The organism is Streptomyces sp. NPDC049970, from assembly GCF_040660235.1.
In the GTDB taxonomy this organism is placed as follows: Bacteria; Actinomycetota; Actinomycetes; order Streptomycetales; family Streptomycetaceae; genus Streptomyces.
In genome coordinates this window covers 751,572-771,971 of sequence record NZ_JBFALP010000001.1, presented here as the reverse complement: position 1 = coordinate 771,971, position 20,400 = coordinate 751,572, and the positions used below count along the sequence as shown (strand labels likewise).

Sequence of the window (20,400 nt, the reverse complement as noted above, 5' to 3'; positions counted from 1 at the left end):
CCCCCATGGCTCTTCCCGCCATCAATTCCTACGCACTGCCGACCGAGGCCGAACTTCCCCCGAACCGCGTGGACTGGACCGTCGACCCCGCGCGGGCCGTCCTGCTCGTGCACGACCTGCAGAACCACTTCCTCGGCGCCTTTCCGCCCGGCGAGCAGCCGCTCACCGGCATGCTCGGCAACACCTCACGCGTCATCGAGGAGTACCGGCGCATCGGCGTCCCGGTCGTCTACTCGGTGCAGCGCGGCGGCCAGACCGCGCAGGAGCGCGGACTCCAGCTCGACTTCTGGGGTCCGGGCGCCGCGGACGACCCGCGGGCGCTGGCGATCCCGGAGACCGTCGCGCCGGCCGACGGCGACACCGTGCTGACCAAGTGGAAGTACAGCGCGTTCGTACGCACACCGCTCGGGGACATGCTGCGGGAGACCGGCCGCGACCAGCTGGTGATCACCGGTGTCTTCGCGCACATCGGGGTGCTGATGAGCGCCTGCGACGCGTGGATGCGGGACGTGCAGGCCTTCGTGGTCGCCGACGCGGTGGCCGACTTCTCCCGCGAGGACCACGACATGGCCCTGCACTGGGCCGCCGGCCGCTGCGCGGTGGTCACCACGACCGACGCGCTCCTGAAGGAGATCTGATCACCATGGCGCTCACCCTCGAACTGATCCGCCACGACGTCGCCGACGCACTCGGCGAGGACCCCGCGGACATACCCGTCGACGAGAACCTCCTGGACCACGGACTCGACTCGGTCCGCATCATGGCGCTGCTGGGACGCTGGCGCCGTGACCACGGTGTGGAGGCGGACTTCGCCGACCTCGCCGAGCAGCCCGCCATCGAGGCGTGGGCGCCGCTGCTGGGGGCCTCGTGACCACCCTGCTCACCGACGCCGGCGCCGGGCCCCGTGCCGCACCGGTCGTCACACTGCCGCTGACCGCCGCCCAGTCGGGCATGTGGTTCGCCCAGTCGCTCGATCCGCTCAGCCCCGCGCAGAACACGGCGGAGTGCCTGGAGATCGACGGACCGCTCGATCCCGGTCTGTTCGCCGAGGCGTTGCGCCGGGTGGCCTCCGAGACCGACGCACTGCGTGTGCGCGTCGAGGACTCCCCCGAAGGCCCGCTCCAGCACGTCCTGCCCTCGGTCGGACTGCCGCTGACCACGCACGACCTGCGGGAGGCGCCCGACGCCGGCCGGCGGGCCGAGGAGTGGATGAGCGCGGACCTGGCGGAGCCCTTCGACCTGGCGGCCGGTCCGCTGTTCCGGCACGCCCTGTTCCGGGTGGGTGAGGAGAGGTGGCTGTGGTACCAGCGCATCCACCACCTCGTCATGGACGGCTTCGGCTACTCACTCCTCGTACGGCGCACCGCCGAGGTCTACACGGCGCTCGCCCGGGGCGCGGAGCCCGCTCCGCGTGCGTTCGGGACGCTCGCCGACCTGGTCGCCGAGGATGCCGCGTACCGGTCCTCGGAGGCCTTCGCGGCTGACCGCAGGCACTGGGCCGAGGCTTTCGCGGACCGCCCCGAGGTCCCCCGCCTCGCGGGCCGGGGCGCGCTTCCCTCGCGGACGTTCCTGCGCCGCACGGCGCATCTCGGTCCCGAGGCGACGGAGGGTGTGCGGGAGCTCGCGGACCGGCTGCGCGCCACCTGGCCCGACGTGCTGATCGCCGCGCAGGCCCTCTACACCTCCCGCGCGACCGGCCGCCGTGACGTCGTACTCGGCCTGCCCATGATGGGCCGCGTGGGATCGGTGTCGCTGCGGGTGCCCGGCATGGTGATGAACGTGCTGCCGTTGCGGCTGGACGTCCCGCCCGAGGCGACGTTCGCCGAGCTGGTCCGACAGGTCGTGCTCGGCATCCGCGAGGTCCGCCGCCACCAGCGCTTCCGCTACGAGGACATCCGCCGCGACCTCCGGCTCCTCGGCGAGAACCGGGGGCTGGTGGGACCGCTCGTCAACGTCATGCCCTTCGACTACGACGTGGCCTTCGCGGGCGCTCCCGCGCGCGCCCGGAACCTGTCCGCGGGCCCGGTCGACGACCTGACGGTGAACGTCTACGACCGGTCCGACGGCCACGGCCTGCGCATCGACCACGACGGCAACCCCGCGCTCCACGGCGACGGGGACCTCGCCGCACACCAGGAACGGTTCCTGCACCTGGTGCAGCGGCTGAGCCGGGCGGACCCGCACCTGCCGACCGCCGAGCACGGCATCGCGACGGAGGCCGAACTCGATCTGGTCCTGGGCGCGTTCAACGACACCGACCGCACACTCCCGGCCACCACCCTCATCGGCCCGATCGAGTCGCGTGCCGCTCGCACCCCTGACGCGACCGCCCTGGTCTTCGGGGAGACCTCTCTCACCTACGAGGAGCTGAACACCCGCGCCAACCGGCTGGCCCGGCACCTGCGGACCCTGGGCGCCCGGCCGGGCGCGGTGGTGGCGGTGTCGGTGCCACGCTCGGTGGAACTGGTCGTCTCGCTACTCGCCGTACTGAAGGCGGGGGCGGCGTATCTGCCGCTCGACCCGGACTACCCGGAGCAGCGGCTCACGTACATGCTGGGCGACGCGGCCCCCGTGTGCGCGGTGACCGACCGGACGGGCCGGCTCCCCGAGGGCACCGGGACCCCGCTGGTCGTCCTGGACGGCCTCGACGTCTCGGAGTACCTGTGGGTGAACCCGTCGCGGCCCCTCACCCCGGCCCACCCGGCTTACGTCATCTACACCTCCGGTTCGACGGGCCGCCCCAAGGGCGTCGTGGTGTCGCACGGTGCGATCGACAACCGGCTGCGCTGGATGCAGGGCGCCTACGGCCTGACCCCGGACGACCGGGTGCTGCAGAAGACACCGTCGTCGTTCGACGTGTCCGTGTGGGAGTTCTTCTGGCCGCTGCGCCAGGGTGCCGCCCTGGTCGTCGCCGAGCCCGGCGGCCACCGGGACCCGGCCTACCTATCCCGGCTGATCCGCGAACAGGGCGTCACCACCTGCCACTTCGTGCCCTCGATGCTCCGGGTGTTCCTGGCGGAGGCGGACCCGGAGGCGTGCGGCAGTCTCACGCGGGTGTTCTGCAGCGGTGAGGCCCTGCCCCGTGAGACCGCCGGCGCGTTCGGGCGCGCACTGCCCGGCGCCGAGTTGCACAACCTCTACGGCCCGACGGAGGCGGCCGTCGACGTCACCTTCCACGCGTGCGCGGCGGACGCCACCGGGCCGGTGCCGATCGGCCGCCCGGTCTGGAACACCCGCCTGTACGTGCTGGACGCGGCGCTGCGACCCTGCCCGCCCGGCATACCGGGGGAGCTCTACCTGGCAGGCCGTCAGCTGGCGGCGGGCTACCTGAACCGTCCCGAGCTGACCGCGTCCCGCTTCGTCGCCGATCCCTTCGGCCCCCCGGCAGGCCGGATGTACCGCACCGGTGACCTGGCGCGCTGGACCCCGGACGGCGAGGTCGAGTACCTCGGCCGCACCGACGACCAGGTCAAGCTCCGCGGGCAGCGCATCGAACTCGGCGAGATCGAGACGGCGTTGGCCTCCTTCGGCGGGGTGGACGGCGCCTGCGCCCTGGTGCGCGAGGACCGTCCCGGCGAGCAGCGGCTCGTCGGCTACGTCACCGGCGGTGCCGACCCGGCGGCCGTACGCGCCTCGCTGGCACGGGAGTTGCCCGAGCACCTGGTGCCGGCGGCGGTCGTGGGCCTGGACGCGTTCCCGCTGAGCCCCGCCGGCAAGCTGGACCGTCGCGCCCTGCCCGCTCCCGTGTTCGGCGGCGGCGCCGGCGCCCGGCGTCCGTCGGGCGCCCACGAGGAGGCGCTGACGCGGCTGTTCGCGGAGGTGCTCGGCGTCGAGCGGGTCGGACCTGACGACCCGTTCTTCGACCTGGGCGGCACCTCGCTGCTCGCCGTACGGCTCGTGGCCCGCGTGCGCGAGGAGTTCGGCACCCGGCTGACCATCGGATCGCTGTTCGAGGCGGCGACACCGGCCGCGCTCGCGGCTCGCCTGGGTACCACGGGCGAGGCCTCCGAGGACGCTCTCGACGTCGTACTGCGACTGCGCGGCGGGGAGGAGCGTACGCCGCTGTTCGCCATCCATCCGGCCGGCGGAATCGCCTGGTGCTACGCGGGCCTGTCGGCCCGGCTCGGTCCGGGGCAGCCGGTGTACGGCATCCAGGCGCGCGGACTGGCCGGGGACGAGCCGTTGCCGCGCACCCTGCGGGAGGAGGCGTCCGACTATCTGGGGCACATCCGCGCGGTCCAGGAGCACGGTCCTTACCGGCTGTTGGGCTGGTCCGTCGGCGGGGTGCTGGCGCACACCGTCGCCGTACTGCTCCAGGAGTCGGGTGAGGAGGTCGAACTGCTGGCGCTGCTCGACGCGTTCCCGGCCGAGCAGTGGCGGGAACGGCCGGCGCCCGAGGAGGGCGACGCGCTGACGGCGGTGCTGCGGATGGCGGGCTTCGATCGCACGCACGAGCGGGACCGCGAGGACGTGCTGGCGACGCTGCGCCGGGCGGGGAGTCCGCTGGCCGGGCTCAGCGGGCGCGCGCTGTCGAAGATCGTCGACATCGTGCCCAACCACGCCCGCATGATGCGCGAGCACGTCCACCAGTGCTACGAGGGCGACATCGTGTTCTTCACCGCCGCCGCTCCGCGCGCGGAGGACTGGCTCACCCGCGAGGCGTGGCGGCCCCATGTGACAGGAGCCATCGAGAACCACGACCTCGACTGCACGCACCCGCAGTTGATGCGGGACCGCCATCTGGACGACATCGCGGCCGTCCTGGCCGCACGGCTGAAGGAACTGGACGCATGAGCGCGAGGACCGGCCCGTTGGACCCGGGCCCCGAGGACGTCGCCACGCACCAGGTGCTGGAGAGCACCGCCGGCCCGCGGTCGCTCTGGCCGGCCTGGCGGGAGGTACCGGCGGGTTGGTCCGTCCGGTTCGGCCCGGCGCCGTACGGAGCCTGTGCCCACGCTCTGGAGCGGGGCCCGGACGCGGCGTGAGGCGGGCCGCGCCTACGCGGTGGGGGCGGCCCCCGGCAGCAGCTCGACGAGTCCGTCGGCCAGTTCCGTGCGCCAGCACAGGTAGTCGTGGCCGCCGTTGAACTCCCGGTACGAGGCGTCGTCGTAGCCCGCCGCGGCCAGCGCCTCGCGCAGTCGCCGGGCGGCGGGGAGGGCCACCCACTCCTGCTCCCCGAAGGAGAGCCGGAAACGGACCGGCAGGCGCGGTGACTCCGCTATCCGGTCGGTGAGCCACTCGGCCTGCGGCCCGTCGGGCCACCAGAAGGAGCCGGACTGCGCGAGGACGTTGCCGAAGCGGCCGGGCGCCGACAGGGCCGCGTGTGCGGCGGACAGGCCGCCGAGGCTCTGTCCGGCGACGACGGTACGGGCGGGGTCGTCCGTGACCGGGAGGCGGGACGCCGCCCAGGGCAGCAGCTCGTCGGCGAGGAACGCGACGAACTCCGGGCGGCAGGTCAGCTCCGACCACCGCGTGTCGGCGTCGACGGACTCCGGCAGCAGCGCGACCAGCGGCGGGATGCGGCCGTCGGCGACGAGGTTGTCCAACAGGTTCGCCAGCCCGAGACGCGGCTGCCAGTGCTCGCCGTCGAGGAGCACGAGCACGGGCAGGTCCTCGGAGCGCCCGGAGTGCCCGGAGCTCTCGGAGTGCCCGGTGTCCTCGGAGTGCTCCGGGGCGGGCGGCGGCTCGTACAGCCAGACACGGCGCGGGCCTCCGAGCTTCTCGGCCGGGACCTCGTGAACGGTGGTACGGCCACGGGCGACGCCCGGCCTCGGTTGCCAGTCCTGCCCGCCGGGTGCGCACGGGAGCTCGGCGTACGACACCGGGTCGCCGTGCCAGCGGCGCGGCAGCGTACGGCCGTTGAGCGGGTCGTGACGGCGCCGGGTGCGCAGCCACCGCCAGTGGTCGGCCGTGCCGGGTTCGGGGCCGCCGCCCTCGTCCACGTAGAAGTCGTACGTGCCGCGCCAGTCGTTCCGCAGGCGAACTGTCCAGTGCCAGACGTCGGTGCCGGGCACACACTCCATCAGGTTGCCCTGGGGCGCTCGGGGATCGCCGATCTTGTTGGGGAGCACCTGTACGGCGCGGGTGGTCGGGCCGCCCCGCCACAGGAACGTCACGGCGGTGTGGTCGGCGCTGCCCTGCGGGTCCGGCGACAGCACGGGCGTGCCCGTGGCGCTCACGCCCGCCCAGAAGTCCTCGGTCTCCCCCGGTGCGGGAAGCGGGAATCCCGGCTCCCCGAGCCGCGGCACTTCATCCGGGCGCGCGATCCGTGGCGGTCGGCGCGGAGCGCCTTGCGGCGGCACTGAGGTGATCACGAGAGGAGCTCCGAACGGCGAGGCGACAGCAACTTAGGGTCACCTTACCTTCAAGCCGCCACGCAGGGAGCTCCAACCCGATGAGGTTAGGCTAACCTAAGTTCACTGAACCACTGTCAGGGAGTTGACCCAGCATGACCTCGTCCACCCGCAGAAGCCGTCGCACCGTCACCCGCGCCGCCGTCGCCCTCGTGGTCGCCGCCGGCACCACCGCCGCACTGACGGGTACCGCCTCGGCGTACGGCAAGGGCGACGCCGTCACCGTCGCACCGCTCGCCAAGGGCCTCTACCAGTCCTCGTACTCCGAGCGGAACAACGTCCTCTGGGCGACCACCGCCGTGGGGCGGCCGCCGGTCGTGAGCTCCAGCCTGCTGAAGCTGGACCCGAGGACCCTCGAGGCGAGGCAGACCGTCACCCCGCCGGTCACCGACGCGGCCACGGGTGCGCTGGAGGCCGTCTACGGAGTAGCCGTGGACGACGAGCACAACACCGTCTGGACGACGAACACCCGCAACAACAGCGTCGCCGTGTACAGCCAGCGGACCGGCAAGCACCTCGCCACCCTGCCGAACGTGAACCACGCCCGCGAGATCGTCGTCGACGAGCGCCACGACACCGTGTGGGCGAGCGCGTTCACTGACGGCACCCTCGTCGCCTTCGACTCGAAGACCCTCAAGGAGAAGAAGCGGATCACCGTGGCCGGCTCCGGACCGACCGGCCTGGTCGTGAACGAGCGGACCGGTACCGCCTACGCCGCGGACCTGAACGGCGACCAGGTCATCGAGGTCTCCAGGAAGTCCTCGACGCCGCGCCTCATCCCCGTGGGTGACGGCCCGATCTCGATCGCGCTCTCCAAGAACGGCCGGACCGCCTACACCGCCGACCAGACCGCGGGCGGCGTCTCCGTGATCGACCTGAGGAAGGGCCTGGTGACCAAGTCGGTCGCCACGGGTGCGGGCGCACTCTCCGTCGCCGCCGACGACCGCACGGGCAACCTGGTGGTCGCCAACCGCACCGCCGCGACGGCGACCGTCGTGGACCCGGCGAAGGGCACCATCGTCCGGACCGTGACGACCGGCGCCAACCCGAACCACGTCGAGATCGCCGACGGCACCGCCTACGTGGTCGACAAGTCCGGGGCGGGCCTCGGCGGCGCGGACCAGATCCACCGCTTCCGCGTCACCCGCTGACACCGCAACCCGGCCACGGGACGGCCTGCGGGCCCCGAGGCGTCGACTCCGCCTCCCCTCCGCACAGCCGGGTGCCCGGCCCCTCCGCCCATAGCGGCGGGGCCGGGCACCCGGCTGCTCGCGCGTCGCCGGACACCTGGCATCCGGCCCCGCGTCAGCGCACGCCGCGGGTGCGGTACTGGACGCTGATCCGCGGGCCCTTCGCGTGCGCGGTCTTGGGGATGGCGTGCTGCCAGGTGCGCTGGCAGGAGCCGCCCATGACGATCAGGTCGCCGTGCCCCAGCGGACGGCGTACGACGTCACCGCCGCCGACGGGCCGCAGGAGCAGGTCGCGCGGGGCGCCGAGGGACAGGATCGCCACCATCGTGTCCTCGTACCGGCTGCGCCCGTTCAGGTCGCCGTGCCAGGCGACGCTGTCCCGGCCGTCGCGGTAGTAGCAAAGCCCCGCCGTGGTGAAGGGCTCGCCCAGCTCGTCGGCGTAGTGGGAGGACAGCGCCTCGCGGGCCTCCACCAGGACGGGGCTCGGCAGGACCTCTCCCTCGCGGTAGTGGGCCAGCAGCCTCGGCACGTCGACCATCCGGTCGTACATCTGCCAGCGCTCGGCCAGCCAGGGGACCTCGGCCACGAGCTCGGTGAAGAGGTCGTCGGCGCCGCCGAGCCACCCCGGCAGCAGGTCGATCCACGCCCCGGCGCCGAGGACGGTCCTGCGCACCCCGGCGAGCGGGCCGAGGCGCGGACTGTCGGCCTGGTCGAACAGCGAACCCTGGAGATGAAGGGACATGGGGCCAGTCTACCCAGGCATTAGAACAAACGTTCCCTTCATCGCTGCGAACGCTCCCCGCGAGCCGGATCGGTCCGCTCGGTGTCGGACGATTCGGGGTCGGCGGACCCGGGGTCGTCGCCGCTCAGCTCCGGCTCCAGGCCCTCGGCCACCTCGGTCCGGCCGAGACCCGCGTCGGCGCGCCACGCCTCGAAGGACCAGCCGGTCAGCGCGACCACGGCCAGCCCGAGCGTCCAGCCGCCGACCACGTCACTGAACCAGTGGACGCCCAGCGCGATGCGGGTGAAGCCGACGCCCAGCACCGAGACGACGGCCACGGCCCAGAAAAGGGGCCGCAGTCCCCGGCGTACCAGCGGCAGCAGGACCAGCAGCAGGATCGCGAAGGAGGTCGTGGCCGTCATCGCGTGGCCGGAGGGGAACGAGAAGCCCGGGGCGTGCGCCACCGGATCCGGCAGGGCCGGCCTCGCCCGTTCGACCACGGTCTTCGCCAGCAGACCCGTCAGCCCTCCGGCGATCGCCGTGACGGCGGACCAGGCAGCGAGCCGCCATGCGCGGCGGTACACCAGCCAGAGCGTGAGCACCGCGACCGCCGCGCGCAGGGTCACGGGGTCCCACACCACGTCCGAGAAGAAGCGCAGGGTGCCGGTCCACGCCGGATGGTCCAGGGCGGTCCGGTTCAGCCACCGGGCCGCGCCCGCGTCCAGCCGGCGCAGCGGCTGCCACCCGCTCTCGACCAGGACGAGCAGGAGGCCGAAGAGGACCGCCGCGACCGCCGCGGCGGCTGCGGAGCCGAACAGGCGGATCCCGAACCTCCGGTCGGCGTCCCTGCGGGTCCCTCGTGAGGCGGGTGGGGCGGGTCGGGCAGACATTCAGGCTCCTGGGTCGGGTTGTACGGGTCCGGGCCGCTTGGCCCGGACCGCTTCGAGCTGGGCGGCGAAGGAGAGGCCGAGGAAGAGTGCGATGGAGGTGAGGTAGGCCCACAACAGCAGTGACATGAACGCGGTGAGCGGGCCGTACACGGTGTCGAAGGAGCCGCTGATCGAGAGGTAGAGGCTGAGGAGCCAGGTCAGCGTGGTCCACAGGACCAGGTAGACGGCGGCGCCGAAGGCCAGCCAGGTGTAGCCCGGCTGCCGGCGCCTGGGTGAGCGCCGGAAGATCGCGCTCGCGGAGAGGAGGACGAGGACGACCCCCGCGGGCCAGCGCAGCAGGTCCCAGGCGGACCGGGAATCGGCTCCGAGGTCGTAGACGTCGACCACGGCGGCGACCAGGTCCCCTCCGGCCACCATCGCGATGAAGCCGATGCCGAGCGGGATGCCGGCGGTCAGCGACATGACCAGCCCCCGCAGGTACTTGCGGTGGAACACCCGGTCGCGCTCGACGCCGTATATGCGGTTGGCGCCGCGCTCGATCTGGCACATGGCCGTCGTGGTGTTGGTGAGGGAGAAGACCAGTCCGAGCCAGAGGGCCAGCTGGGCCCCGTCGTCGGCGTGGCGCCGGCTGCGGTCCAGGGCGTCGTCGACGACTTCCGCACTGGGCCCGGCCGTGATCCGGTGGATCGTCAGTTCCGCCACCCTGCCCAGGTTCTCCGTGTGCAGGGCGGTGGACAGCCCGACGAAGGCGATGACGAGCGGGACCACGGCCAGCACGGTCTGCAGGGCGAGCGCCCGGGAGTGGCTGAAGCCGTCGGCGTAGCGGAAGCGGACGAAGGAGTCGCGCAGCAGCGGCCAGCGGCCGTAGCGGCGCAGGGCGGCGAGCGCCTCGTCGCCGGAGAGTTCGCTGCCGACCATGTCGCGGGTCTGCGGGACCTTGGTAGCGGTACCCATCTCATTCCCCCCGCACGGGCATCAGGACGGTGAGCGCACCGGGCCGCACCCGGACGGTGAGCTGCCGGCCGGGACTCACGGGATCGCCGTCCAGCTCGCGCGGCTGCGGGGCGTCGAAACGGATGTCCGCGCTGCGGAAGGTGAAGTACTCCACGGAGCGGTGCGACCCCGCGGTCAGCGGGCCGTCCTCCGGGGCGGCCTTCGCGTCCGGACGGGGGCGGAGCAGCGATCCGACGGCGCTCAGCCACCCCGCCGGTCCGCGCGGGTCGAGGATCATCAGGTCGAGCACGCCGTCGTCCGGACGGGCGGCCGGCACCAGGGCGGCCCCGCCCTGCACCTTGCCGGTGTTGGCGACGAGCACCATACGGGCGCTCCGTCGCACGGGGCGCGCTCCGTCGACGGAGACCGTCAGGCGCATCCGCGGCGCCCGCAGTTCGCGCAGCCCTGCCATGACGTAGGCGGGCCAGCCGAGCACGGCCTTGGCCCGGTCGCTGGTGCTCTCCAGCATCGCGGCGTCGAGACCCGCCCCGGACATCGCGGTGAAGTGCGCGGGAGCCAGGCCGTCGCCCTCGACCAGGCCGAGGTCGACCCGGTGCGGGGCGCCGCCGAGGGCGGCGGTCAGTGCCTGAGCCGGCTTCACCGGCAGGCCCAGGTTCCGGGCGAGCAGGTTGCCGGTGCCGCAGGGCACCACCACGAGCGGCACGTCCGTGCCGGCGAGAGCCTCCGCGGCCGCGCGGACCGTGCCGTCACCGCCGCAGACCACGACGAGCGTCGCGCCCTGCCGGATCGCTTCGGCCACCTGCCCCTCGCCGGGGTCGTCGGCGGTGGTCGGCACGAAGTCCGCTCCGGCGTGCCCGTGTTCGTCGAGTACCCGCCGCAGCGCCGTCAGGGTCTCCTCGCCGGTCACGGTGGGGTTGTGGACGACCACGGTGCGCCCGGGGTCCTGCCCCCACACGGTGGCGGGCCGGGGAAGAGTCGCTTCCGCGGCCGGTGCCGGTGCGGGTACGTGCGGTCCGGTCAGCAGGGCGCGGCCGACGATCAGGAGGGAGAGCCCTCCGTTGAGGATGCCTCCCGCGACGTCCGTCGGATGGTGCATGCCCCGGTACATCCGGGCGAGGCCGACCAGCAGGGGCACGAGCAGCAGGAGCGCCGCGAGGACCTTGCGCCAAGGTCCCTTGACCCGGTGCAGGACGAGGACCGCGAGACCGGCGTAGAGCGCGGTCGCGGCCCCGGTGTGCCCCGAGGTGAAACTGGACGTGGGGGGTGACGCGTCGAGGCGTTCGACGTCCGGCCTGTTGCGGTCCACCGACTCGGTGATGGCCAGGAAGACCAGGGACTGGAGTGAGACGCCGACCGCCAGGAAGATCGCGTCGCGCCACCGGGGCAGCCGCGGGACCAGGAGGAGGACGAGGCAGCTGACGAGGGTGCCGATGACGACCGTTGCGGTGTTCCCCGCCTCGGACACGACGAGGGACACCGTGTCGAGCGTTCCGGTGCGGGCGCGCTCCAGCCCGTCGGTCACTCCGTCCTCGGACGTCAGTGGCCAGACGTCGGCGGCCGGCCCGGTGATCAGCAGTCCGAACCCGACCATCAGGGCGGCCTGGCAGACCGCCATCGAGGCGATGATGCCCGCGGCCCGCCCCGTGCCTCCGGCGGTCTTCGGGGCTTGTCGCGGGCCGACGGCCGCGCCACGCCCGCCGGACACGGGCCGGGTGACCACCGTGCGGTCGGCGGGGACGGGCGGCACGGTGGAGACGGACGCGTCGGTGAGGGCCGCGCGTCTTTCCGGTATGTCGGTCGGCATGTCGATCCCGTCGTTCGGTGCCCGGGGGCTGTGAGTGGTTCCGGAGCTGAACCCCGGCGTCTCGCCGTCTGCCCCCTCCACGCCCCTCCAGACCTGTCGCCCCGCGCTTGTTCTCCCGCTCCGCGCGGTGGGCGGCCGGTCCGTCCCCCGGTCGCACCGGTCCGGGATCGGTCATAAGCTGCCTGGGCCGAGTGATCGCGGGCCCGATGTGGCTGACCAGGGCTTCCGCCCTCCCCGCCCGCCCTCGTGGCGCTCCGCCCGATACGGGCGACGGCGGACACGGCGTACTTCGAGGGAAGGAGCGACCGGATGTCGGACGACGGACGCGGTGACGACGTGTACCAGCCGGACGGTTCCGACGGGGCCGACCGGCCGGCGGACGGCCTCGACCCGGAGAACGTGATCGACGAGCCGGGGCTCGACGACATCCTGGACACGGGCTACTCCCCGCCGGAGAAGCCGCTGGGCGTGTCGAAGCACGGCACGACCGGCGAGGAGCAGCGCGAAGGCGAGTCACTCGACGGACGCCTCGCCCAGGAGGAACCGGAGCAGGACCCGCTCCTGCCGGACGGGGCCGACGACGGGCCCGAGGACAACGGTCCGGAGGAGGACGACGCCGGGGACGAGCGAGCGGGCCGTGTCGCCGCCCCCGAGGAGGCCGGCCGGCTGCGTAACAACAGGGTGATGGGCCGCGACGTGGGCATCGACGGGGGCGCCGCGTCCGCGGAGGAGGCCGCGGTGCACATCCAGGACGACGACAGCGGCACCTGAGCCGCGCCGCATGCCGAAGGCGGTACCGGACTTGGCTCCGGTACCGCCTTCGGTCCGTTCCGGCCGTCCCTCCCGGCTGTGCGAGGCGTACGTCGCCGGAGTGCGCGGCCGGACACCGGGGGCCGCCCCCGCGCTCCTATGCGCCTCGCCCGCCGCCTATGCGTCCTGGCTCCCGATGCATGGCACCGCCGGCCCGGAGGCGGTTCAACTGAACCCCGAGAACCCGGAACCGGTCGATTGCACATCACCCACACGGGAGGCGTCCGATGACAACACCTCTGGCCGACTACGCACGGTTCGCCGGAAAGCGGATCGCGATCGTCGAGCACATGCAGAACCATCCCTTCGTCCTGGGGCTGAAACAGGCTCAGGAACACGGCCTCGAAGTGTGGTTGCTGACAGGTGACCGATCCTGGTACACCCACGGGCACGACTGGGACACCCACCCGCTGGCCATAGTGGACCGGGTGGTCGACGTCGACACCACCGACCTGGACGCGGTGCTGGCCGTCGTGACCGGCGAGGACGGCACCCCCCTGGTGGACGGCATCACCTCGTTCTCCGACTACCACACCGAGCTGGCGGCCCAGGCCGCGCGCAGCCTCGGGCTGCCCGGCCCCGACCCGGCGGCCGTGCGCACCGCCAACATCAAGGACCATCTGCGGATCGCGCTCGGCGACCAGCCGTTCAACATCCCCCACGTGCTGGTCGGCCACCGGAGCCAGCTCGACGAGGCGGCACGCCGGCTCGGGTTCCCGATGATCGCCAAACCACCGGCCGAGGCGATCAGTTACGGCGTCCGCAGGGTCGACGACATGGCCGGGCTCGTCGAGGCGTGGGAGGAACTCTCCGCCGTCCGGCACAGCCTGCGCGGCCAGCCCCGCAGCGGCGACGTCCTGCTGGAGCAGTACGTCGAGGGCGAGGAGGTCAGCGTCGAGACGATGACCGTGGACGGGCACACCCACGTCTTCGGCGTCACCTCCAAGGACCTCTTCGGCGACCCCGCCTACATCGAGTGCGGGCACACCTTCCCCGTGCCGCTCCCCGACGACGAGCGGGACGAGCTCTACCACGTGGTCCGTACGACGCTGGAGATGATCGGCTACCGGCACGGACCCTGCCACACCGAGGTCAGGCGCACCGAGTCCGGCTGGCGGATCATCGAGGCCAACCCCCGCACCCCGTCCAGCTGCATGACGATGCTGGTGACCGACGTCACCGGGCGCAGCCCGATCCTGGACGCCTGGCTGCTCACCATCGGCGTCACCCCGCCGATCGAGCCCGTCGTCCACAGCGGCGGCGCCGCCGTGCGCATGATCTACCCCACCCGGCGCGGGACCCTCTCGCACGTCGACGGGCTGGAGGCAGCGGCGGCGGTGGAGAACGTGCAGGTGCTGCTGCACGTCGAGAAGGGCGACCACCTGCTGCAGCGCATGGACAACTCCTCCTGCGTCGGCTTCACCTACTGCAACGGCCCCGACCGGGTCGCCGCCCAGGAGCTCGCCGACAAGGCGGCCGCCCTCCTGGACTTCGTCGTCGAGGAAGACCTTCGGTGAGCCCGTATACGGCGAACGACGACGGGGTGCGGGCGGTCGCGAACGCGGCGGGGCTGGAGGCGGCGGGCTGGAACTCGCTGCTGGGGGCTGAGGACTTCTTCCAGACCCCGCGTTGGCTCACCGTGCAGGAGCACAACTCCGGTACGGCGATGGACTTCCTGGTACGCGAGCGGGACGGGGCCCCGGTCGCGGGGCTGGTGACCGCCTGGGCCGACACCTCCGTGGCCTGGCTGCTCGCCAGGCCCGACGCCATGCTGAAACGCGCCCTGGAGCAGGAGGTTCCCGAGGCCGCCGGTGTGCTGGGCGGGGTCGCCGGGGGCGACCCCGACAGCCTGCTGCCCTCGCTGGTCTGCGGCGGACGGCATCTGGGGCGGACCAGGACGCTCGCCTCGCCGGAGTCCGGCGAGGCCGATCTGGCCGCCCTGCTGGAACGGGCGGAGTCGATGGCGGCGGACCGGGCAGCGGCGACCGTCTGCTTCCCGCACGTCGACGTGCGGGACACCTCCCTGGTCGCCCTGTTGGAGAGCCGGGGTTACCAGCACCACCCGTCCGACCACTACGCCTGGCTGGACATCCCGCCGGGCGGCTTCGAGCAGTTCGTCGAGGAGATGAGCGCCCACCGCCGCCGCCGGGTGCGGCTGGAGCGCCGTGCGCTGGCCGAGGCCGGTGTCGAGGTGAACGTCGAGCCGCTCACCCAGGCACTGGCCCCCCGCCTCGGCGAGCTCGACGCCAACCTCCTTCGCAAGTACGGCAATCCGGCCAGTGACGAGGGGTCGGCCCGGATGATCGGCAGGATCGCCGAGATCATGGGCGACGACGTCCTGGTGTCCGTGGCCCGGCAGGAGGGCACCGTCATCGGCTTCGGCATGGTGCTGCGGTCCCGGGCCCGGGGCGAGGAGCAGTGGTACGGCCACCGTGCCGGATTCGACTACGAGGCCCAGGGCAAGCTGCCGCTGTACTACGACGTCCTCTACTACCAGGTGCTGGACGCCGCCGCCAAGGAGGGCGTCACCGTCCTGCACGCCGGGATCGGCAGCGTCCAGGCCAAGCTGGCCCGCGGTTGCCAGGTGAGCGAGCAGCGCTCGTACCTGCTGCCGCTGCGCCGTACCGAAAGCAGCGCGGGCACGCCCGCCGACGACCGGGAGACGACCACCCGATGAGCGCCACCGGCTTCCAGGAAGACGACGGCTGGAACGCGGCCGTCGGAGCGAGTGTCAACCCCTCCGGACGGCGCGGGGGCACGCTGCGGCTGGTCTCCTCCGCCGACGTCGACTCCCTCGACCCGGCGCGGACCTACTACGTCTGGGTGTGGCTGCTGCAGCGGCTGCTCAACCGCACCCTGATGGCCTATCCCACGGACCCCGGACCGGCGGGCCTGGTTCCCGTACCCGACCTCGCGGAGGCCCCCGGGGTGTCGAGCGACGGCAACCGGACCTGGACCTACCGGCTCCGCGAGGGCGTCCGCTTCGACGACGGCACCCCGGTGACCTCGGCCGACGTGCGGTACGCCGTGCAGCGGATCTTCGCCCAGGACGTGCTTCCCGGCGGCCCCACCTATCTGGTACCGCTGCTGGACGACCCGGACCGCCCGTACGCCGGTCCCTACCGCGACGGAGGGGAGAACGGCCTGGCCGCCGTGCTCACCCCCGACCCGCGCACGATCGTCTTCCGGCTGCGCACCCCGTTCTCCGACTTCGACCATCTGATGGCCCAGCCCTGTGTCTCGCCGGTGCCCAGGCACGCCGACACGGGAGCCCGGTACGGCGAGGACCCGCGCTGCACCGGTCCGTACCGGATCGCGGAGCACCGGCCGGGCAGCCGGCTCCTGCTGGAGCGCAACCCGCACTGGGACCGGGCCACCGACCCCGTGCGGCCCGCGCTCCCGGACCGGGTGGACGTCACCATCGGCCTCGACCTGGACGAGATGGACGAGCGTCTGACGGAGGGTGAGTTCGACGTCAACCTGGAGGGGCGCGGCCTCCAGCACGCGGCTCAGGCCCGGCTGGCCGATGATCCGGTGCTGCGCTCACGCACCGACAACCCGAAGACGAGCTTCCTGCACTTCGTCTCGCTCCAGCCGCACATCCCGCCCTTCGACAACGTGCACGTGCGACGGGCCGTGCACTACGCGGCCGACAAGATCCTGCTCCAGGAGGCCCGCGGCGGCCCGGTCACCGGAGGTGATCTGACCACCGCGCTCTTCCCGCCCAGGCTCCCCGCCCACCAGCCGCTCGACCGCTACCCGACCGGCCCCGACCTGCGCGGCGACCTCGACGCCGCCCGCGCCGAGCTCAGGGCCGCCGGGCTGCCCGACGGCTTCGACGCCGTCATCGGCACCCAGCGGGGCAAGTTCAGGCTGGTCGCCGACGCGGTCGTGGAGTCCCTCGCCCGGGTCGGCATCCGGCTGACCGTCAAGGAACTCGACGTCGCGACCTACTTCAGCCAGGGGGCCGGTTCTCCGGAGACGATCCGCGAACACGGGCTCGGCCTGATCGTCACCGACTGGGGCGCGGACTTCCCCACCGAGTACGGCTTCCTGGCCCCTCTGGTGGACGGCCGGCTGATCCGGCCGGGTGGCGGCAACTGGAACATCGCCGAACTCGACGACCCGAAGGTCAACGAACTGATCGACACCGGGCTGCACACCGCCGACCCCGCCGACCGCGCCGAGCTGTGGCGCGAGGTGGAGCGCCGGGTCATGGACCACGCGGTCATCCTCCCGCTGGTCCACGACAAGACCCTGCACTACCGCGGCCCCCGCGTCACGAACGTCTACGTACACCCCGCCTTCGGCCTGTACGACATCCAGGCCATGGGCGTCACCGATACCCGCACCGAACGGGAGAGCGACACCTTATGAACTACGCAGCATCGGACCTCCGCCTCGTCCCGCTGGACGCCGGCGACCCGGCCACGCTGGACGCCTGGCTCCGGCTGACCACGGACAGCGCCGAGGACGTCCCGCTCTCCGCCGCCCCGCCCTGCGCGGCGGACCTGGCCGGATCGGTGCGCTTCGCCCCGCCGGACACCGCTCTGGCCGGCGAGGTCGCCTTCCTGGACGGGCAGCCGGTCGGCGCGCTCCGCCTCGTACTTCCCGACGGGGCGCCGGTCGCCGTCGTCGACCAGTTGCTGACCGCGCCGAAGGAGCGCCGCCAGGGGATCGGGACCGCCCTGTTCCGGCGGGCCCGCGCCCTGGCGGGGGAGCACGGCCGGACCCTTCTGGTGGGCGATGTGGTCCAGGCGCTGCCCGGGGGGCCGGTGCGGCACGAGGGTCCGGCCGCGTTCGCCGCGGCGCTGGGCGCCACCCCGTCGGACGGGCCCGAGGGCATCCACCAGTGGCTGGACCTCGACGGGCACGACCCGTCGGCCGACGGCGGTCCGGAGGTCCCGGCCGGCTACCGGCTCCAGCGGTGGGGGACCATCACGCCCGACGCCTTCGCCGTGGCCGTGTCCGAGCTGGGCCAGTCACTGGGCGAGAGCCTCCCGGAGACCTGGGGCGAGGGGCCCGAGGCGGTCCGCACCAGCCATGTGCGGCGGTACGAGCGGATGCGGGTGGGCCGTGGGCGGCGCGCCTACCATGTGGGCGCCGTCCACGAGGGGACCGGGGAACTCGCCGGCTTCACCAGTGCGTCCAAGACGACCGGCAACCCGCGGCATCTGCTCCAGGGCATGACGGTGGTGGCCAAGGGCCACCGGGGCCACGGCCTGGGGCTGCTGCTCAAGCTCGCGAACCTCGCCCACGTACGGGAGTACGAGCCCCGGGTGAGGCTGATCGAGACGGCCAACGCCTCCGACAACCACCCGATGATCGCCCTCAACCGGGCGATGGGCTTCGCCCCTCAGGAGCGCTTCGTCTCCTGGGAGGCACCGGTCGCCCCGGCCGGCTGACCGCTCGGCGGCCGTCCCCCGCTCCCCTCGGGGACGTGGGTGACGGCCGCCGTGCCTCCGCGTTCCCGCAGGAAGCGCGGCAGCCAGCCCGTGCCGAGCAGCACCCCGGCGACCACGACGATGCCACCGGCCACCGCCCATGCGGTGGGGCGCTCGTGCAGCGCCAGCCAGGCGCCGGCCATGCCGACCACCGGGACCAGCATCGAGAACGGCGCGACCACACCCGCCGGGTAGCGCTTGAGCAGCGCCGTCCAGATCCCGGAACCCACGACGCTGCCCAGCACCGCGATGTAGACGAGCGCGACGAGACTCGGCCAGCCCTCGGGACCGAACGCCGATCCCAGCGCCCGCCATCCCGTGGCGGGACCCTCCATCACCGCGGACAGCGCGAGCAGCGGCAGCGGCGGCACCACGGCCATCCAGAGCGCGAAACGCAGCGGGTACTCCGGCTTCGCCTGCCGGCTGGCCAGGTTGCCCACCGCCCAGCCGAGCGCCGCCAGCACGGTCAGCACCAGGGGCAGCAGGGGCGCCGTACGCGCCCGGTCCACCGCGATGACGACCATCCCCAGCACGGCCAGGCCGATGCCGGCGAGCTGCCGCCCGGTGACGCGCTCGCGCAGCAGCAGCGCCCCCAGCAGCACGGTGAAGGGCGCCGACGCCTGCACCACCACGGAGGCCAGACCCGACGGCATGCCCTGCTCGATGGCGAGGAACAGCAGCCCGAACTGGGCTACGCCGAAGCCCAGTCCGTACCCGAGCAGCCAGCGCAGCGGCACGCCGGGACGCGGTACGAACAGGACCACCGGCACCGCGAGCACCAGGTAGCGCAGCGCCGCGAGGAAGAACGGCGGGAAGTGGTCGAGGCCGACCCGCACGGCGAGGAAGTTCAGCCCCCAGAGCACGGCCACCAGCACGGCCAGCAACCGGTCCCTGGCGGTCACCGGGACGTGCCGGAGAGCAGTCCGGACTCGATGACGCGGCCGCCGACGCCCCGCAGGAACTGCCCGTCGCCGATGAGCTTCTGGTCGTCGGCGCACTGCTGGAGCACCAGCGTGTAGCGGACCCCGTCGGGGTCCTCCAGCAGCCAGCAGAACATCATCACCCCTGGGCACGAACCGCCCTTGAACACGGCGCGCGGCCAGCGGGCGGAGTCGATGGGCACCCCCGGATACGCCGTCAGGATCTCGTCGACGGCCCCGCTGGTGTCCCGTATCCCGTCCTCGACCAGGGCGCCCAGCACACGTGCCACGTCCCAGGCGCTCATGTGCCAGTCCAGCCCCGAGCGGTGCACGGTCGGGCCGAGGTCGGAGCCGCGCACGGTCATCGGGCCGGCGATCCGCTCCAGCAGGCGCCTGCGTCCGTCCTCGTCGGCGGCGGTCCACTCCGCCCGGTGCTCCGGGGCGCCCCAGCCGATCTCGAACACCTCATGGCTCGTCAGGAACGGTCGCAGCAGGGCCGGATCGCTGTGCCCGCCGGCCACCACGGCCCGCTCCACCGCGTCCCGGCCGAGCAGGTCCTGGATCAGGTCGGCGGCGGTGTTGTCGCTCATCGCGATCATCTTGTACGCGGTCTCGCGGACCGGGACCCTGGTGCCGTCGGGCAGTTCCTGCATGTCGCCGGTGGGCAGGCTGCGCAGGGCGGGTGTGACCGTGACCTCGTCGTCCCAGCGTACGGAGCCGGCGGCCACCGCCTCCGCCAGCGCGCGCATCAGATACAGCTTGTACGAGGAGCCGTTGGGCATCGGCCGGTCGGCGTCCTTGGCGTACAGCGTCTCCGTCACGGAGCCTTCGGTCCGGGCCACCAGCGCCGACCAGGTCACCCCCGGCTGCTCCAGCGCCCGCGCCAGGTCGTCCCACGTCCGCACCGGCGGCGTCACGACCTCGGGCCCCAGGTGCAGTACGCGGATCAGTCCGGTGGAGTCGAGCGTCAGCGACAGCGTGGAGCGGACCCCCGTCGGACCCTCCAGGCTCACCCACGACTTGTGCGCCACCGGCTGGTAGTCGGTGACGGTGAAGGGACCCAGCCCGCGCCACCCTTCGACCGTCGCGGCGAAGCCCTGCGGGTGCCGGGCGAGGAAGACCGGGACGAAGTTCCCGGACAGATCCTCGTCCAGGGGCGCCCGGGGGCCGGTGAGCAGTTCCACCGCCCAGCGGGTGCGCAGCCCGAGCGGGGTGCCGTCCGCGTCGAGCGCGGCCTGCGCGTCCGGGCGGACGGAGGCGTCGGAACCGGGCAGATCGATCATCATCGCTCCTCGACGGCCGTTGCCGACCGGT

General features: G+C 73.1%; 17 protein-coding genes. 10 read left to right on the top strand and 7 right to left on the bottom strand.

Features of this window, described 5'->3' with window-relative positions; genetic code table 11:
* The first annotated feature begins 5 nt into the window (after window positions 1-5).
* Genes AB0I83_RS03330 through AB0I83_RS03315 form a run of 4 tightly spaced genes read left to right on the top strand, consistent with a single transcriptional unit; the run spans window position 6 to window position 4,985 of the window.
* Complete coding sequence (locus AB0I83_RS03330) at window positions 6-638, top strand: isochorismatase family protein (protein WP_363303413.1); 633 nt, start codon at window positions 6-8, stop codon at window positions 636-638.
* A 5-nt stretch (window positions 639-643) separates the two neighbouring features.
* On the top strand, window positions 644-871 hold the full coding sequence (locus AB0I83_RS03325; RefSeq protein ID WP_356530115.1) for a phosphopantetheine-binding protein: 228 nt from the start codon (window positions 644-646) through the stop codon (window positions 869-871).
* Window positions 868-4,794: an amino acid adenylation domain-containing protein gene (locus AB0I83_RS03320; RefSeq protein ID WP_363303412.1), complete on the top strand. Its 3,927-nt coding sequence runs from the start codon at window positions 868-870 to the stop codon at window positions 4,792-4,794. The genes AB0I83_RS03325 and AB0I83_RS03320 overlap by 4 nt, the downstream gene beginning before the upstream one ends.
* The gene (locus AB0I83_RS03315; RefSeq protein WP_363303411.1) at window positions 4,791-4,985 is read left to right on the top strand and encodes an MbtH family NRPS accessory protein; all 195 of its coding nucleotides are present in this window, start codon (window positions 4,791-4,793) and stop codon (window positions 4,983-4,985) included. The genes AB0I83_RS03320 and AB0I83_RS03315 overlap by 4 nt, the downstream gene beginning before the upstream one ends.
* A gap of 12 nt (window positions 4,986-4,997) precedes the next feature.
* Here AB0I83_RS03315 and fes read toward each other — a convergent pair whose 3' ends face one another.
* Window positions 4,998-6,314 (bottom strand): enterochelin esterase, encoded by a 1,317-nt coding sequence (gene fes / locus AB0I83_RS03310; RefSeq protein ID WP_363303410.1) that lies wholly within the window; start codon window positions 6,312-6,314, stop codon window positions 4,998-5,000.
* Between the two features lie 134 nt (window positions 6,315-6,448).
* Here fes and AB0I83_RS03305 point away from each other — a divergent pair, with 134 nt between their 5' ends.
* Window positions 6,449-7,504: a YncE family protein gene (locus AB0I83_RS03305; RefSeq protein ID WP_363303409.1), complete on the top strand. Its 1,056-nt coding sequence runs from the start codon at window positions 6,449-6,451 to the stop codon at window positions 7,502-7,504.
* A gap of 154 nt (window positions 7,505-7,658) precedes the next feature.
* Here AB0I83_RS03305 and AB0I83_RS03300 read toward each other — a convergent pair whose 3' ends face one another.
* From AB0I83_RS03300 to AB0I83_RS03285, 4 genes are read right to left on the bottom strand one after another with little or no spacing between them, the layout of a single operon-like run.
* A complete protein-coding gene (locus AB0I83_RS03300) occupies window positions 7,659-8,285 on the bottom strand; it encodes an alpha-ketoglutarate-dependent dioxygenase AlkB (protein ID WP_356530124.1) in 627 nt (208 codons plus the stop codon).
* A gap of 38 nt (window positions 8,286-8,323) precedes the next feature.
* Complete coding sequence (locus tag AB0I83_RS03295) at window positions 8,324-9,154, bottom strand: phosphatase PAP2 family protein (RefSeq protein WP_363303408.1); 831 nt, start codon at window positions 9,152-9,154, stop codon at window positions 8,324-8,326.
* Window positions 9,155-10,108, bottom strand: coding sequence for a YihY/virulence factor BrkB family protein (locus AB0I83_RS03290; RefSeq protein ID WP_356839991.1), 954 nt, complete (start codon window positions 10,106-10,108; stop codon window positions 9,155-9,157).
* 1 nt (window position 10,109) lies between these two features.
* Window positions 10,110-11,912: a diacylglycerol kinase family protein gene (locus tag AB0I83_RS03285; RefSeq protein ID WP_363303407.1), complete on the bottom strand. Its 1,803-nt coding sequence runs from the start codon at window positions 11,910-11,912 to the stop codon at window positions 10,110-10,112.
* A 309-nt stretch (window positions 11,913-12,221) separates the two neighbouring features.
* Here AB0I83_RS03285 and AB0I83_RS03280 point away from each other — a divergent pair, with 309 nt between their 5' ends.
* The 5 genes from AB0I83_RS03280 to AB0I83_RS03260 all read left to right on the top strand — a co-directional run bounded on the left by AB0I83_RS03280 (window position 12,222) and on the right by AB0I83_RS03260 (window position 18,127).
* A complete protein-coding gene (locus tag AB0I83_RS03280) occupies window positions 12,222-12,683 on the top strand; it encodes a DUF5709 domain-containing protein (RefSeq protein ID WP_363303406.1) in 462 nt (153 codons plus the stop codon).
* A gap of 266 nt (window positions 12,684-12,949) precedes the next feature.
* Window positions 12,950-14,239, top strand: a complete 1,290-nt coding sequence (locus tag AB0I83_RS03275; RefSeq protein WP_356530130.1) for an ATP-grasp domain-containing protein — start codon at window positions 12,950-12,952, stop codon at window positions 14,237-14,239.
* A complete protein-coding gene (locus tag AB0I83_RS03270) occupies window positions 14,236-15,399 on the top strand; it encodes a GNAT family N-acetyltransferase (protein WP_363303405.1) in 1,164 nt (387 codons plus the stop codon). Before AB0I83_RS03275 ends, AB0I83_RS03270 begins: the two co-directional genes overlap by 4 nt.
* Window positions 15,396-17,099: an ABC transporter substrate-binding protein gene (locus tag AB0I83_RS03265; RefSeq protein WP_363303404.1), complete on the top strand. Its 1,704-nt coding sequence runs from the start codon at window positions 15,396-15,398 to the stop codon at window positions 17,097-17,099. Before AB0I83_RS03270 ends, AB0I83_RS03265 begins: the two co-directional genes overlap by 4 nt.
* On the top strand, window positions 17,096-18,127 hold the full coding sequence (locus AB0I83_RS03260; protein WP_363303403.1) for a GNAT family N-acetyltransferase: 1,032 nt from the start codon (window positions 17,096-17,098) through the stop codon (window positions 18,125-18,127). The genes AB0I83_RS03265 and AB0I83_RS03260 overlap by 4 nt, the downstream gene beginning before the upstream one ends.
* On the opposite strand, the gene AB0I83_RS03255 is transcribed toward AB0I83_RS03260, so the two are convergent.
* Both AB0I83_RS03255 and AB0I83_RS03250 read right to left on the bottom strand, forming a co-directional pair.
* A complete protein-coding gene (locus tag AB0I83_RS03255; RefSeq protein ID WP_363303402.1) occupies window positions 18,079-19,068 on the bottom strand; it encodes an EamA family transporter in 990 nt (329 codons plus the stop codon). The two genes, AB0I83_RS03260 and AB0I83_RS03255, sit on opposite strands and share 49 nt — an antisense overlap.
* On the bottom strand, window positions 19,065-20,372 hold the full coding sequence (locus AB0I83_RS03250; protein ID WP_363303401.1) for a serine hydrolase: 1,308 nt from the start codon (window positions 20,370-20,372) through the stop codon (window positions 19,065-19,067). Before AB0I83_RS03250 ends, AB0I83_RS03255 begins: the two co-directional genes overlap by 4 nt.
* Window positions 20,373-20,400: the final 28 nt, after the last annotated feature.

Excerpts from the sequence above, each read along its gene's own strand:
- AB0I83_RS03330 (WP_363303413.1), top strand. The coding sequence starts at position 6 with ATGGCTCTTCCCGCCATCAATTCCTACGCACTGCCGACCGAGGCCGAA.
- AB0I83_RS03325 (WP_356530115.1), top strand. The coding sequence starts at position 644 with ATGGCGCTCACCCTCGAACTGATCCGCCACGACGTCGCCGACGCACTC.
- AB0I83_RS03315 (WP_363303411.1), top strand. The coding sequence starts at position 4,791 with ATGAGCGCGAGGACCGGCCCGTTGGACCCGGGCCCCGAGGACGTCGCC.
- AB0I83_RS03305 (WP_363303409.1), top strand. The coding sequence starts at position 6,449 with ATGACCTCGTCCACCCGCAGAAGCCGTCGCACCGTCACCCGCGCCGCC.
- AB0I83_RS03300 (WP_356530124.1), bottom strand. The coding sequence starts at position 8,285 with ATGTCCCTTCATCTCCAGGGTTCGCTGTTCGACCAGGCCGACAGTCCG.
- AB0I83_RS03295 (WP_363303408.1), bottom strand. The coding sequence starts at position 9,154 with ATGTCTGCCCGACCCGCCCCACCCGCCTCACGAGGGACCCGCAGGGAC.
- AB0I83_RS03290 (WP_356839991.1), bottom strand. The coding sequence starts at position 10,108 with ATGGGTACCGCTACCAAGGTCCCGCAGACCCGCGACATGGTCGGCAGC.
- AB0I83_RS03285 (WP_363303407.1), bottom strand. The coding sequence starts at position 11,912 with ATGCCGACCGACATACCGGAAAGACGCGCGGCCCTCACCGACGCGTCC.
- AB0I83_RS03280 (WP_363303406.1), top strand. The coding sequence starts at position 12,222 with ATGTCGGACGACGGACGCGGTGACGACGTGTACCAGCCGGACGGTTCC.
- AB0I83_RS03275 (WP_356530130.1), top strand. The coding sequence starts at position 12,950 with ATGACAACACCTCTGGCCGACTACGCACGGTTCGCCGGAAAGCGGATC.
- AB0I83_RS03265 (WP_363303404.1), top strand. The coding sequence starts at position 15,396 with ATGAGCGCCACCGGCTTCCAGGAAGACGACGGCTGGAACGCGGCCGTC.
- AB0I83_RS03260 (WP_363303403.1), top strand. The coding sequence starts at position 17,096 with ATGAACTACGCAGCATCGGACCTCCGCCTCGTCCCGCTGGACGCCGGC.
- AB0I83_RS03250 (WP_363303401.1), bottom strand. The coding sequence starts at position 20,372 with ATGATGATCGATCTGCCCGGTTCCGACGCCTCCGTCCGCCCGGACGCG.